The 14,252-nt window shown below is 49.0% G+C and carries 12 protein-coding genes; 9 read left to right on the forward strand and 3 right to left on the reverse strand.

From position 1 onward, the window contains the following. The first annotated feature begins 12 nt into the window (after nucleotides 1-12). The 7 genes from wecB (at nucleotide 13) to BMZ54_RS09160 (ending at nucleotide 8,287) form a co-directional block, all read left to right on the forward strand. On the forward strand, nucleotides 13-1,131 hold the full coding sequence (gene wecB, locus BMZ54_RS09130; RefSeq protein ID WP_089911846.1) for a non-hydrolyzing UDP-N-acetylglucosamine 2-epimerase: 1,119 nt from the start codon (nucleotides 13-15) through the stop codon (nucleotides 1,129-1,131). Next, the gene (locus tag BMZ54_RS09135) at nucleotides 1,128-3,023 is read left to right on the forward strand and encodes an alginate lyase family protein (protein WP_089909532.1); all 1,896 of its coding nucleotides are present in this window, start codon (nucleotides 1,128-1,130) and stop codon (nucleotides 3,021-3,023) included. Before wecB ends, BMZ54_RS09135 begins: the two co-directional genes overlap by 4 nt. Further along, nucleotides 3,020-4,285, forward strand: coding sequence for a glycosyltransferase family 4 protein (locus tag BMZ54_RS09140; RefSeq protein WP_089909535.1), 1,266 nt, complete (start codon nucleotides 3,020-3,022; stop codon nucleotides 4,283-4,285). The genes BMZ54_RS09135 and BMZ54_RS09140 overlap by 4 nt, the downstream gene beginning before the upstream one ends. After that, nucleotides 4,272-4,886: a sugar transferase gene (locus BMZ54_RS09145; protein WP_089909543.1), complete on the forward strand. Its 615-nt coding sequence runs from the start codon at nucleotides 4,272-4,274 to the stop codon at nucleotides 4,884-4,886. Before BMZ54_RS09140 ends, BMZ54_RS09145 begins: the two co-directional genes overlap by 14 nt. Further along, a complete protein-coding gene (locus BMZ54_RS09150) occupies nucleotides 4,883-5,500 on the forward strand; it encodes an acetyltransferase (protein ID WP_202909192.1) in 618 nt (205 codons plus the stop codon). Before BMZ54_RS09145 ends, BMZ54_RS09150 begins: the two co-directional genes overlap by 4 nt. Nucleotides 5,501-5,528: 28 nt before the next feature. After that, nucleotides 5,529-6,659, forward strand: coding sequence for a DegT/DnrJ/EryC1/StrS family aminotransferase (locus BMZ54_RS09155; RefSeq protein WP_089909546.1), 1,131 nt, complete (start codon nucleotides 5,529-5,531; stop codon nucleotides 6,657-6,659). A 65-nt stretch (nucleotides 6,660-6,724) separates the two neighbouring features. Then, a complete protein-coding gene (locus BMZ54_RS09160) occupies nucleotides 6,725-8,287 on the forward strand; it encodes an ArnT family glycosyltransferase (protein ID WP_162277504.1) in 1,563 nt (520 codons plus the stop codon). Here BMZ54_RS09160 and BMZ54_RS09165 read toward each other — a convergent pair. Next, nucleotides 8,284-8,979, reverse strand: a complete 696-nt coding sequence (locus BMZ54_RS09165; protein WP_143080946.1) for a tyrosine-protein phosphatase — start codon at nucleotides 8,977-8,979, stop codon at nucleotides 8,284-8,286. The genes BMZ54_RS09160 and BMZ54_RS09165 overlap by 4 nt on opposite strands. A gap of 253 nt (nucleotides 8,980-9,232) precedes the next feature. Between BMZ54_RS09165 and BMZ54_RS09170 the strand changes: the two genes are divergently transcribed. Further along, complete coding sequence (locus tag BMZ54_RS09170) at nucleotides 9,233-10,825, forward strand: T9SS type B sorting domain-containing protein (protein WP_089909556.1); 1,593 nt, start codon at nucleotides 9,233-9,235, stop codon at nucleotides 10,823-10,825. 28 nt (nucleotides 10,826-10,853) lie between these two features. Here BMZ54_RS09170 and BMZ54_RS09175 read toward each other — a convergent pair whose 3' ends face one another. Continuing rightward, nucleotides 10,854-11,327 carry a GAF domain-containing protein gene (locus BMZ54_RS09175; RefSeq protein ID WP_089909559.1) on the reverse strand — a complete coding sequence of 158 codons (474 nt, stop codon included), beginning with the start codon at nucleotides 11,325-11,327 and terminating at the stop codon, nucleotides 10,854-10,856. A gap of 654 nt (nucleotides 11,328-11,981) precedes the next feature. Between BMZ54_RS09175 and BMZ54_RS09185 the strand changes: the two genes are divergently transcribed. Further along, complete coding sequence (locus tag BMZ54_RS09185) at nucleotides 11,982-12,947, forward strand: terpene synthase family protein (RefSeq protein ID WP_143080947.1); 966 nt, start codon at nucleotides 11,982-11,984, stop codon at nucleotides 12,945-12,947. A gap of 188 nt (nucleotides 12,948-13,135) precedes the next feature. On the opposite strand, the gene BMZ54_RS09190 is transcribed toward BMZ54_RS09185, so the two are convergent. Next, nucleotides 13,136-14,173, reverse strand: a complete 1,038-nt coding sequence (locus tag BMZ54_RS09190; protein WP_162277505.1) for a DUF2157 domain-containing protein — start codon at nucleotides 14,171-14,173, stop codon at nucleotides 13,136-13,138. Between the last annotated feature and the right edge of the window lie 79 nt (nucleotides 14,174-14,252).

Below are 14,252 nucleotides of genomic sequence, written 5' to 3' on the forward strand. Positions count from 1 at the left end.
ATGTTTGTGTATATGCAGATCACCATTATTGCAGGGGCGCGGCCCAATTTTATGAAAATAGCCCCGGTTATAGCCGCCCTTCATAACAAACAGCAACAAGGATATAACATCAGCTACCGGCTGGTGCACACTGGTCAGCATTATGATGCCAACATGAGCCAGTCTTTCTTTGAGCAGCTGGGCATACCGGAACCGCATGCCAACCTGGAAGCAGGCGGCGGCACGCAGGCGGAGCAAACCGCCAACATTATGGTACGTTTTGAAAAGGAGCTGATGGCGCATCCCAGCAGCCTGGTATTGGTGGTGGGCGATGTAACCTCCACCCTGGCCTGTTCTATCGTAGCAAAAAAAATGCACGTAAAGGTAGCGCATGTGGAAGCGGGCATCCGCTCCGGTGACATCACCATGCCGGAAGAAATAAACCGCATGGTAACAGATGCTATTGCAGATTATTTTTTCACTACCTCGGAAATAGCCAATGAAAACCTGCGCAGGGAAGGTAAAACAGCGGAGCAGCTGTTCTTTGTAGGTAATACAATGATAGATACCTTGTTAAAGAATCGGTCCCGCTTTTATGCACCTCCGGTTTGGGAGCAGGCCGGCTTACAACCGCAGCAATACCTGGTGATGACCCTGCACCGCCCGGCGAATGTAGATGAGGAGGATCACCTGGCAATACTGATCAATGAAATTATGCATAACAGCCGGCAGCTGCCGGTAATATTCCCCGTACATCCGCGTACGGCCAAACACCTGGAACGTATAGCGCTGGCGCATCCCAATTTATATTTCACCACGCCTTTGGGCTACCTGGAATTTAATTACCTGGTAGCAAATGCAAAAGCAGTGATCACCGACTCCGGCGGCATTACGGAAGAAACAACGGTAATGGGCGTGCCCTGTATGACCCTGCGGGATAGTACGGAAAGGCCGGAAACCTGTACAATAGGCACCAATGTATTATTAGGCACAGATCCTGCGGCCCTGGAGCCGGCCATGGAGCTGCTGTTTGCCGGTAAATGGAAGCAGGGCGGCATACCGCCTTTATGGGACGGGCATACGGCAGAACGTATTGCAGATGCGCTGCTAGCGCTGCTCAGCATACAAACCCAACCCGCACAGGTAGCATGAGCACATTGCATACATTACGTAAAGGGCTGCACGTAGCACGTAATATGGGCTGGCGTTATATTGCCTTCCGCTCTGCCTACGAGCTGCAGCGGAAAAGCGGCTGGCTTAAAAAACGTTTTCCGCAGGCGCCCCCTTTCCGGCAATATCTTTCGCTGGAAGAATGGAAGGCGCAGCCTGTACAGTTCTTTTTTCAAAGCCGGGAGCAGATCACCTTTCCCCGGCAGCCGCAGCCTGCGCTGCAGGAGCGTTACCGGCAGCTGCGTAACGGACAGCTATCTTTTTTCAGCGGCCCGCTGCGTAACCTGGGCACCGCCCCTAACTGGCTACAGAACCCGGATTCCGGGCATGTTTATGACGGCAGCCGGCACTGGACCATTGTGAACGATTATTCCAGCCAGGCCGGGGATATTAAGTTTGTATGGGAAAAGGCGCGCTTTGCCTACCTGTATGATATTATCCGCTATGATTATCATTTCGGGGAAGACTGCGCCGCCTATGCGCTGGAGGAAATACTTTCCTGGATCAATACCAATAAGGTTAATTGCGGCCCGCACTACAAGTGCAGCCAGGAAATAAGCCTGCGGGTGCTGAACTGGACCTTTGCGCTGTTCTATTACCGCAACTCACCCGCATTAACCACTGCCGTTTTTGATAAGATCCAGTATGCCATTTACTGGCAGCTGCATCATGTATACAACAACATACATTTTTCGCGCATAGCAGTACGTAACAATCATGCGCTAACAGAAACCCTGGCCCTGTACCTGGGCGGCCTGTTATACCCATCCCTGCCCGGTGCAGCCCAATGGAAGGCAGCTGGCAAACAGTGGTTTGAACAGGAGATGGCTTACCAGGTATACAGCGATGGCACCTTTCTGCAATTTTCCATGAACTACAACCGGGTGGTGATACAGCTGCTTACCTGGGCCTTACGGCTGGCTGCATTGAACGGGGAAACCTGGAGCAGCCGGGTGAACGGGCAAGCCAGCAGCTCACTGCAGTTTCTGCGTATATGCATGAACGATAGCAATGGCTGGCTGCCTAATTACGGCGCTAACGATGGCGCACTGTTTTTCCGGTTGAATGAGCAGCATTACCGCGACTACCGCCCACAGCTGCAGGCACTGGCAGCCATTCTGGAGCAGGATGCGGGTTTTACAGATATTTATGAAGATGTGTATTGGTACGGGAAAGCGCCTGCTGCACAGCAAACACCGGTATTACGCCCCGGCGATGCCTGCTATCAGTTTCCGGCAGGCGGGTATTATATATGCCGGGAGCCGGATACACTTACTTTTTTAAGATGCGGTGTACATAAAGACCGCCCATCACAGGCCGATAACCTGCACCTGGATATCTGGTACCAGGGCGAGAATATATTGCTGGATGCAGGCAGCTATAAATACAATACAGATGAAGATACCCTGCGGTATTTTATGGGCACCGCCTCACACAATACCGTAATGCTGGATAACTATGATCAGATGGAAAAAGGCCCACGCTTTATCTGGTACAACTGGACACAGTGTGAGCATGCCGTTTTATATGAATCAACATATGAATACATCTGGGAAGGCCTGATCACAGCTTTTCACCATGTAGGAAAAGGCATACAGCATTACCGCCGCATATGCAAGCAAAAAGGCCGGCCCGTATGGATCATTGAAGATGAGGTACGGCGCAAGCCCGCTGCTGTACAAATGCATCAGCGCTGGCATACCCTTTCACCACAACGTTTGCAATGGCGGGCGCATGATGGTGCAGGGAATATACTGCTGCCAAGGCAGCAGCCCGGCCGCCATGCCGCCTTATACGGTATAATGGAAGAAAGCAGCGAGATTGTATTTACAACTCCGCATAATAAGATCATCACTGAAATAACGGTACTATGAATATTCTTTTAGTGCACCAGTATTTTCTGGAAGAAGATGATGCGGGAGGTTCCCGCTGGAATGAGATCACCCGCTCCTGGACAGCAGCCGGCCATTCGGTAACTGTACTTGCAGGTATGATACACGCCAATGCTTCGGAAAAAAGAGCAGAGTACAAAGGCCGGTATTTTAAACAAAAGCAGCAGGGCGCTGTAATAGTATGGCGCTGTCATGTATCGGAATCCTACAACAAAAATTTTATAGGCCGCTTATGGGGCTACTTTTCTTTTATGTTTGCTTCCCTGTGGGCCGGCTTGTTTAAAGTAAACGGTAAGCATGATGTGGTGATCGTAACCTCGCCCCCTTTGTTCGTAGGGTTTTCCGGTTATCTTATTTCCCGTTTAAAACGCCTGCCGCTGGTGTTTGAGGTACGGGACCTGTGGCCGGAATCGGCAATAGATACCGGGGTGCTGAAGAACCGTTCTATTATCCGGCTGGCATATTGGTTTGAAAAGTTCATTTACCGCAAGGCTGCGCTTATTAATGTATTAACACCGGCCTTTTATAATACCCTGCGTGATCAGAAGCAGGTGCCGGAAAACAAGCTGATATTTATTCCCAACGCCGCAGATTTCTCTTTGTCAGACCACCTGCTGCACACCTTTGACCCCGTGCGTTTTCGCCGCATGCGCGGCCTGGAGGACCGTTTTGTGATCACCTATGTAGGTGCGCATGGCGTGGCTAACCACCTGGAACAGGTACTGGATGCAGGTAAGCTGCTGGAAGATACGCCCGTGCTTTTTCAGCTGATAGGGCAGGGGATGGAAAAGAACCGCCTGCAGCAGCTGGCTAAAGAACGCCAGGTAACTAATGTGGTGTTCCTGGACCCGGTACCCAAGCAGGAGGTTTTTAAATATATACTATCGTCAGATATGGGTGCTTCTGTGTTAAAGAAGGTAGATACTTTTAAAACAGTATACTCCAACAAAACATTTGACTATATGGCCTGCAAAAAGCCTATCCTGATGGCTATAGACGGAGTTTCGCGCGAGCTGGTGGAAACCGCTGCAGCCGGCTGTTACGTGGAGCCGGAAAATGCGGCGGAGTATAGCCGCATTATCCGCCAGTACATGAATGATCCTGCACGTTTGGAACAGGAAGGTGAAAATGGTTTCCGGTATGCAAAAGCCAATTTTGACCGGCAGGTGCTGGCCCTGCGCTACCTGGAACATATACAGCAAAAATTAATTAAGAACAGGGTGCCTGGAAATGCCTGGGTATAAGCATAACATAAAACCACTGCTGGACAGGATAGCGGCTTTTATACTGCTGCTGCTATTGCTGCCTGTTGGGTTGCTGCTGGTGCTGTTATTGGGAATAGCCAATAACGGGCGCCCGTTCTTTCTGCAACAACGGCCAGGGCTATACGGGAAAATATTCTGCATCATTAAGTTCCGCACCATGAACAACAAACGGGATGTTAATGGCAGCCTGCTGCCGGATGCACAACGTTTAACGGCTGTGGGAAAGCTGGTGCGCAAAACATCGCTGGATGAAATACCGCAGTTAATAAATGTACTGAAGGGCGATATGAGCCTGATAGGGCCACGCCCCTTGCTGGTGGAGTATTTACCCTTATATAACTCAGAGCAGCAGCGGCGGCACAGCGTGCGCCCCGGCATTACCGGCTGGGCGCAGGTGAATGGGCGTAATGCCATTACCTGGGAGCAAAAGTTTAAGTATGATGTGTGGTACGCAGATCATGTAAGCCTGCAGCTGGATCTGAAAATTATATGGCTTACTATTTTAAAAGCTGCCCGCTCAGAAGGTATTAGCCAGCAGGGGCAGGCAACTGCACAAAAATTTGAAGGAACTACTGTATGAACAAAGTGTACTTATATGGCGCCAGCGGCCACGGGAAAGTAGTGGCTGAAATACTGGAAAAAAATAACAGCAGCATACCCGCAGTGTTTGATGATAACCCTGCCGGTACTCACCTACTGGATTACCCGGTGCAGAGGCCATTTGCCCCGGATAGTTTTCCGGGCGATGCGCAGCTGATCATTACCATTGGCAACAACAGCATCCGGAAAAAAATAGCGCAGCAATTATCAGGTGTGCAATTTGCCACAGCCGTACATCCTGCTGCCAGTATATCCGCAAGAAGCAGCATTGGCGCTGGCACCGTAATCATGGCAGGTGTAAGTGTGAACAGCAGCGTGGCAATGGGGCAGCATGTGATCCTGAACACCAACTGCTCTGTAGATCATGATTGTGAGCTGGGCGATTTCGTACATATATCCCCAAACGCAGCGCTGGCGGGCAATGTAAAGGTAGGGGAGGGCACGCACGTGGGTATAGGTGCTTGTGTGATACAGGGTATGAATATTGGCAGCTGGGCTATTATTGGCGCAGGTACGGTAGTGATCACAGATGTGCCGGACCATGCTGTAGTAGTAGGTAACCCCGGTAAAATAATCAGGTACACTAAAAAGTAATTGATCTTAGCTCTAATCCCAAACGCGTATGCGAGAAAAAATATGGTTGTCCTCCCCACATATGGGAGCCCAGGAATTTGAATTTGTTAAGGAAGCATTTGATACTAACTGGATAGCGCCCCAGGGCCCGCTGGTAGATGGTTTTGAAAAAGACCTGGCACAGTTCACCGGCGCAGGGCATGTAGCCGCCTTATCATCCGGTACAGCTGCGCTGCACCTGGCGCTGATATTACTGGGAGTGGAAAGAGGGGATGAAGTGATCTGCCAGAGCATGACCTTCTCCGCTTCAGCCAACCCTATTGTATACCAGGGCGCAACGCCAGTGTTTGTAGATAGTGAGCCCGATACCTGGAACATGGACCCCGCATTGCTGGAAACCGCCATTAAGGACCGGCTGGCCAAAGGCAAAAAGCTGAAAGCTATTATTCCCGTACACCTGTACGGTATGCCTGCAAAAATGAAAGAGATACTGCACATAGCCGCCAGGTACAACATACCGGTAGTGGAAGATGCGGCGGAAGCGCTGGGATCTGTTTATAACAGTAAAGCCTGCGGCACCTTGGGTACGTTGGGCATTTTAAGCTTTAATGGCAACAAGATCATTACCACCAGTGGCGGTGGCGCCCTTATCAGCGACGATGAAACGCTTATACAGGATGCCCGCTTCCTGGCCACCCAGGCCCGTGACCCTGCCCCGCATTACCAGCACACGCATATTGGTTTCAATTACCGTATGAGCAATGTATGTGCAGGCATAGGCCGCGGGCAAATGCAGGTATTGCCCTGCCGTATAACCCAGCGCCGCGCTGCATTTGATTACTACGTAAAGGCCTTAGCGGGCCTGCCAGGCATACAATTTTCACAGGAGCCGGCAGGCAGCTACAGCAACCGCTGGCTGACCACTATACTTATTGATCCCCGGGAAAACGGGGGCGTTAGCCGTGAAGATATAAGACTGGTACTGGAAAAAGAGAACATAGATTCAAGGCCTTTATGGAAGCCCATGCATTTACAACCGGTATTTGCAGATGCCCCGGCATATGTAAATAGTGTGTCGGAAGACCTGTTCAACCGGGGGCTTTGCTTACCCAGCGGCTCTAACCTTATAACAGAACAGCTGCATCGCATAACGGCATTGATCCGCGGATTATGGAACTAAGTTTAAACCCATCGTTCATGTACGCTTTAGGGCGACGGTTAAAAAGTTGGCTATACAGCGGTTTTTTGATCCCCGCTGTATACCTGCTGCCCATGGTCATTATTGCCGGCAGCAATCACTTATTGGCAGACTGTGATGCTACCATGCACTACTTTTCCGGCATAGATATTTTCCGGGGAAATGGTTACAATGGTTGGGCATCCCACTTCTGGCCGCCCTTATACCCGGTGTTACTGGGGTTGCTGGCCCAGGTAAGCCCTGGATTTGAAGTAAGCCGGCTGGTTTCCGTAGTGGCAGCCGTACTATTGCTGCTAATAGTATATCAATTTGTTTACAGGCTGGTGGCAAACAGGCTGGTAGCCTGCCTGGCGCAATTACTGGTAGTTACCAACTTTATGTTCCTGCAGCTAAGCGTGCAGGTGGAAAATCATATGCTGGACACATTATTTTACCTGCTGGCTATACTTTTACTGCTGCGGTATCTGAATAACGGGAATGGCTACCGTTTTTTTCTCATTGGCCTTGTTTGCGGGCTGGCAGGGCTTACCAGGTATACCAGCTATTCATTATTGCCGGCTTTTATGCTTACCATGTTCTGCTTTTACCCCTTCAGGCGTGCAGCAGTATATGCAGGTTGCATACTGGCAGGTTTTGTATTGGTATCCTGCCCCTGGTGGTGGATCAATTACCTGCGGAATGGCTCCCCGGTTGCCACCTGGCAATATATGAATATAGGCCTGGGGGTATTTTCAAATTCAGAGACAAGGTGGTCCTGGTCATGGTCTGCCATTAACCGGTTCAATTCTGTAGGCGATATATTTTTGCAGGCACCGGGAAAATACATTGGCAATTTCTTTTATAATGTAATAAAAAGCTTTGGGCTGATCATTTACCGAGGACAGGTCGCAGGCACGCTTTGTGCCGCAGCCATATTACTTTACCTTGCCCAGCATTACAGCCGCAACCAGTTAGTGCTGCGCAGCCGCAGGGTGCTGCCACTGGTTATAGCCTTTGCTTGTTACCTGCTATTGGTTTGCCAGGCTTTTGTTTTTAGCGAGGTATTCTTAAGCTGGTTGTTGCTGCTGATCATTTACGGAACAGTTGCAGGTTATAAGCTGCGGGTTTTGTTTTACCAATTCAGGTCGGCGCGTAAACGCTCGCTGATGATGATCCTGCTGTTTGCTGTTTGTTTTGATCTTGCTTATGCCTCCTGGCAGCTAAGGGCTTATTTGCACAATAACAATGGCATAGAAGATAATGCAAGAATAATGGCGGTTTTAAAACAGCATGACCCTGATATTGGTGAAAAGCTATTGATGTGCTACCATCCCGGCAGGGCTTATCATCTGGGATCTAAATTCCTGATGCTGCCGCTTTATTATAACGGGGATGTGAATGGGCTGGTAACATACAGGGATCTGAACGCCAGGGCAAGGCAGCAGGCGCCCCGTTTTCCCTGTAATATTGATGCAAATAATGTAAAGGCCAATTACCTGGTATATGACCGGGTAGCGGCCGGCTGTTTGCCGCAGTATTCTTTCCTGATGCAGCCTGGCGATTCCCGCATTCCCCGTAATTTCCAGCTGATCTACCTGTCTGCTGACGCAGCTGTGTACAAAATAAATTAGCTTATTTGTGTTAGCTCCCGGTTCTTAAACCCATACTGATCCAGCAATTTCATCAGCTTCTTATCCTTGCCAATACTTTGTATGGCCTGCATATGTTTGTGATGGTGCAGGTCTGTACCAATAAAGGTGATCATTTTATCGGCCAGCAGCTTCTCTGCCACCTTCTGGATCTGTTTGCCGTAATAGCCGGTTATGGATAATAAGTTCACCTGCAACAGGCAGCCCCATTCCCGCAGCTGTTCATATTGATCATATTGGTCATGATAGTGGTTATACCGTTCGGGGTGGGCCAGCACCGGCTGGTAACCATGGGAGGCCAGCTTAAACAGCCATTGATGCAGCTGGGGCGGCGCCTGCATGAACGACATTTCAACCAGTATCAGCTTATCCTGCAGGGTAAGCAGGGGAGTGGAGGGGATCAGCTCTTCAAACTGCTCATCCATATAATATTCGGCTGCAAAGGAAATGGCAATGTCATTGCCTTTTTCCCGTAAAGCTGCTTTTACACCGGAGAAAGGTGGGGTAATAGTATCAACAGAATTAGGATAACGGTCCAGAATAATATGCGGGGTAGTAATAATTTTTTTAATACCCATTTCCTGTAACTGCTCAATAAAGGTCAGGGAGGTTTCCAGGTCTTTCACGCCATCATCTATACCAGGTACCAGGTGTGAATGAATATCTGTTTCCATAAATTCCAGGATGCCAGTATGGGATGCCTCGGACGCTCGCTTCTTGAAAAAGAACATTGTTTGCTGCTTGTTTTAAACCCCAAAGTATTTGCAAATTTTATTCCTTTTAACTGAATTTCATAAAAAAATAATATTATTACGAAAATCAAAATATATATACCTTTAGAAAGTAATCTTATCACACCTGACTAATGAACGGTGAAATGGCCCGAAATTAGCTGCTATCCTACGAAACCGACCATACCATTATCCTATGAGCACATCGGCTGAAAAGCTTTTGAGGCTGTCCGGAACTACGAATACACGCTACTGCATAACCTTTATATGCACGTACCTGGTATGCGCATGCCTTCATATTCAGCTGTTTGCACAACATATACCGGTTACCAACCCAACCCTGAGCGGTACGCCGCAAATGGATGCTACGCCTGCCGGATGGGTGGGGATGAATACCGCAGATGTACAGCCCGGCATTTACGGCGTGCGCCTGGCTGCCGCAGAAGGCAACAGTTATGTGGGCCTGCACAGTGGCAATCAGTATACAGAAGGTATTTCCCAGCAGCTGAACGGAGTATTACGTAAAGATCACATTTACAGCATGTACTTTGACCTTGCGTACGCTGCTTTTTACGCCTATAGCACCTGTTATGGTAACCTGGCTATTTACGGTGGCCATGCACCGGGCGATACGGCTGAACTACTCTGGAGCTCCGGGGAGTTTATCCACACCACCTGGCAGCGGTACAGCCCCTTGTTCAGCCCCTCTGCCGACTATACTTATATTACCCTTTGCGCTTACCATGCCAGCCCCTGTTCTAAAAGCGATTATGGCGTAGCCGTGCTGCTGGACAATATTTCCAACTTTATTTATGAGCAGCTGAAGCTTTCATTCAGCACTACCACTACCTGCGCCAACAGCAATACCGGCGCAATATTGCTCACCGTGGCCGGTGGTACGCCGCCTTTTAACTACAGCTGGGGACATGGCGCACCTGATAATAATCAATTAAGGCAGCTGCCGGCCGGTACCTACACCGTTACTGTTACAGACAGCAAGGGTATTACTGCTGAAGGCAGCACCACCGTACAAACATCTGACCTGGCAGCTGATGCCACTGTTACACCATCCCGCTGCAGCGGGGAGCAGAATGGCCAGATAGCCATCAATGCCAGCGGTGGCTTACCACCTTACCGCTATTACGTGAATAATAACAATGCCAGCTACACGCCGGTGCTGGAACATTTGCCGCCGGCAGCATACCAGGTGATAGTGAAAGATGAGCAGGGATGCATGGCCGTGCTGCCGCCAATAGCCCTTACAGAACCGCCGCCTTTAAAGATCCGGGAAGCCATCATTAAACCCTGCAGCTGCAGTGAAACGCAGAATGGCAAGATCATTCCATTAATGCAGGGTGGTACGCCGCCTTATGCCTACCGGATAAATGGCGGTATGTGGCAGCCGGATAGCTTAATGGGACAGCTGCAGCCGGGTTTTTACCAGTATGAGATCCAGGACCACAATGGCTGCAGTGTAAGCGGCTCAGGGGAAATCACATCGCCTTTTAAGAATTGTATAGTAGTGCTGCCAACGGCGTTTAGTCCTAACGGAGATGGCAGCAATGATCTTTTCCGTGCTAAAATATACGATGATGTACGTAACTACAGCCTGCGTGTATATAACCGCTGGGGTGCGTTAATATTCCAGACCAATGATCCTGAAAAGGGCTGGGATGGTATGTATAAAGGCATTTTACAGCAGGCGCAGGGTTACCTGTACATTTGTACCTTTACCGACCGGAACAACGTACCGCAGCAAATGTCGGGTAATGTTACCCTGGTGCATTAACGCTTCGTATAGTGGTAAGCGTGAGTACCTATATTGTTATCAGGGCAATTATTTCTTCCAGGTATTTTGCATCAATGTCATCAAAGTGATCCAGGTGCTCACTATCCACATCCAGCACGCCAATCACCACACTGTTACGTATAATGGGTATTACAATTTCTGAGCGGGATAAGCTGCTGCAGGCAATATGGCCCGGGAATTTTTCAACATCCGGCACAATGAGCGTTTTGGCCTGTGCCCAGCTGCTGCCGCATACACCGCGCCCATGTTGTATACGGGTACACGCTACGGGTCCCTGGAAGGGGCCTAACACCAGCTCATTTTGTTTTACTAAATAAAAGCCTACCCAAAACCAGCCGAATTGCTCTTTCAATGCTGCAGCCACATTGGCCAGGTTAGCCACCAGGTCAGGTTCTCCATCCAGGAGGCCTTGGATCTGCGGTAACAGGGAATGGTACTTTTCTGTTTTATCGCCGCTTACTATGTGAAGGTCTTCTGCCATGCCGCAAAGTTAAATTGGAAATAGCGATTATGGACAGCTAATTTAAGGCCGTCAGCTAAAATCAACTAAAAGTTTTGTAAATTTATAACGTATGCCCAGGGGGGAAATGGTCTGATTTAGCAGAAGAATGTTTTTAGAGCAGTATCAGAAGCACCTTCTACCGTAAGGCAATTAACCCTATTTTAGCTTCCCCTTTTATTTTTATTCTTTAAAAGACACACGACTTATATGCCTCCTATTCATGCGCCACCTATCCGGCTGTAATATTCAAGGATACTGTTTCGTTGTTAATATGCCCCGGCTTCACAGCTATTATTATGTCATTAAAATATGGAAACACCACAGGTGCCAACCCGGGCATGAGTGGCCCGCCTGCTGTATACCCGTATATCTGTATGTCAACAGTATGGGAGTAGGCGGTATGGCTATATCTTATGTTCAACGTTTATTGTGCCAACCGTGCCCGTTATAACGGCGTTTCCTACACGACGATAACCTGCTGACCCTCCCACTATCCAGGGAGGAGCGCCTCCGGCTTGCCCGGGGTAAATAGCCTTTATCTGCAACCCACCGCCCTTTGGAGCGCACGTTGGTATTGCATTCATATGTACTAAACCGATTTTTTTCTCTTAACCATTAAATCCCTGATTGTTTATGCAACAGATCCATCTCCCACGGATGTCGTATCCGTTTCCCTCTCTTGTAAACAAATTTGCAGAGTTAGCCGAGCAGCAGAATGTACTATGGGCTCAAACCTTTGGCCTTCTTAAAACAGAAGTGGCGCTGGCGCGCTTTAAAAGGTCAAAGTTTGCCTGGCTGGTAGCCCGCACTTTTCCCAATGCGGGTTATGAAGAGCTATGCATTCTTGCCAATTTTAACACCTGGTTATTCCTGCATGATGACCTGTGCGATGAAGCACAGCTGGGGCAACAAGCCAGCAGCCTGCAGGAAGTGACCGATTATTTTTTAGAGATCCTGCACCAGCAGATCGCCGAACCGGAAAAGGGCGGCGCTTTTGCAATGGCCCTGGCAGATGTATGGCAGCGTTTATTACCCCTGAGCCATCCTGCCTGGCGCCTGCGTTTTATACGTACCATGCAGGAATATTTCAGGGCCTGCCATTGGGAAGCCAATAACAGGGCTAGCCACAAAGCACCGCCGGTAGCGGATTACGTGATTATGCGGCCTTACACCGGTGCGCTATTTGTTGATCTGGAGCTTATTGCCATCAGTGAAAAAACAGATCTGCCGGACGAAGTGCTGCAGCATTCCATGGTACAGCGTTTAGCCCTGGCCTGTAATAACGTGGTATGCTGGACTAACGACATTATTTCCTGTGCAAAAGAAGCGGAGCAGGGCGATGTACATAACCTGGTATTAGCCCTGATAAAGGAACGCGGCCTCTCTTTCCAGGCTGCTGTTGATGAAGCGCACCGCATGCATAATGAGGAAGTAAGACTGTTTGCTGCATTGGAAAACCTGCTACCTTCCTTTGATGGTGTAACAGACCGCGAGCTCACCAAGTATGTAGCCGTATTACGTACCTGGATGACCGGTAATTATGACTGGAGCGTGCAGGATACAGGAAGGTATAGGGTAGAGAGTGTGACCGTAGAATAGTTGTCAATTACGAATTATTCAATTACGAATTACGAATGGAATGCAGCGAAGTTTGAAGCGAATGGATAGGTGTCTCGATCATTATGGCGCCGGATTATGAATAGCTTATAGTGTGTGAGCTGTATTTCCTTGAAGGAACTACCTGATCGTACTACTCAATTCGTAATTCGTAATTGAATAATTCGTAATTATTTCCGGGCTTTGCTCCACTTCTCCATCCTCTTCCCCACCCACCAAAATGACAGCGCTAAAATGCTGAAGAAAATACCTTTGTGCGTACGATCCCACAGATATTCAAAATAGCGGGTGTACATATCCAGCAACAGGAATAATACGCCAAAATCCCGCACCAGCGGATCGCGGAGCTTAATGCCCAGCCATATCACAGCGGCGCATAAGAGAGTATAGATAGCCACCCACCATAACAGCTGGTATTGGCGCAGCAGCTGCCACTCGCTCCAGGTGCCGCTGTTACCAAAAACAGAGATCAGCCAGGCAGATAGCAATAATAACAGCCAGCCACCGCCCCAGGTAATATGCTGTAAGGCATGATATTTTTTATTGCGCAGCGCCAGCCGGTGTAACAGCAGCATAACTACTGCCAGCACAAACAAACGGCAGGGCAGGTTCATTCCCAGGAACCACGAAGCATCGTGGCTAACGTAGTAAGTAAGCTTTACATAAGCAGGTATTAAACATAACAGGGTAGCGGTCCATAACAGGCGGGAGGATAACATAAATGCAAGTACGCCATAGGTAAGGGTAGCCAGCAACCAGAACAAACCATAGTTACCATTGAGGTATTGCAGGCTTTTACCAAAATATACCACGGTAACGCCTGTACTGAGTATGGGAAGCAGCCAAAACAGCTCCTGGTTCAGGGAAAAGGAGCGTTGTTGCTGCTGCCGGCGGAAACCACTATAACACAGGAATACGGTGAGCAGGGCAAACAGCAATGCTATAATACCATCTGTAAGCGAGAGCTTTTTACGGATCACCTCAATCCACTTTTCATCCAGCACCAGGGAGCCAAAAGCCATGAGCGCGCAGGAAATAGCCGCAATGAAAATATACAGGGTAATGGTTTGCCATTCAATATTAGTTTCCCGTACCTGGTAGCTTTGCTGCATTTGCTGCGCCTGTTCCGGGTTTATGAGCTGATCCTGCTGCCATTGGTCAATGGCTTTTTGCAGCAAACGGGCTTCCCTTTTATCTAATTCCAGCATAAGGAGGTATAAAAGCTGATGTATGGCAAGGTACTCAAAAATAAGGCCCATTCTCCGGGCCATTTGCATATATGCACAT

It is taken from the genome of Chitinophaga rupis (assembly GCF_900109685.1).
GTDB lineage: Bacteria > Bacteroidota > Bacteroidia > Chitinophagales > Chitinophagaceae > Chitinophaga > Chitinophaga rupis.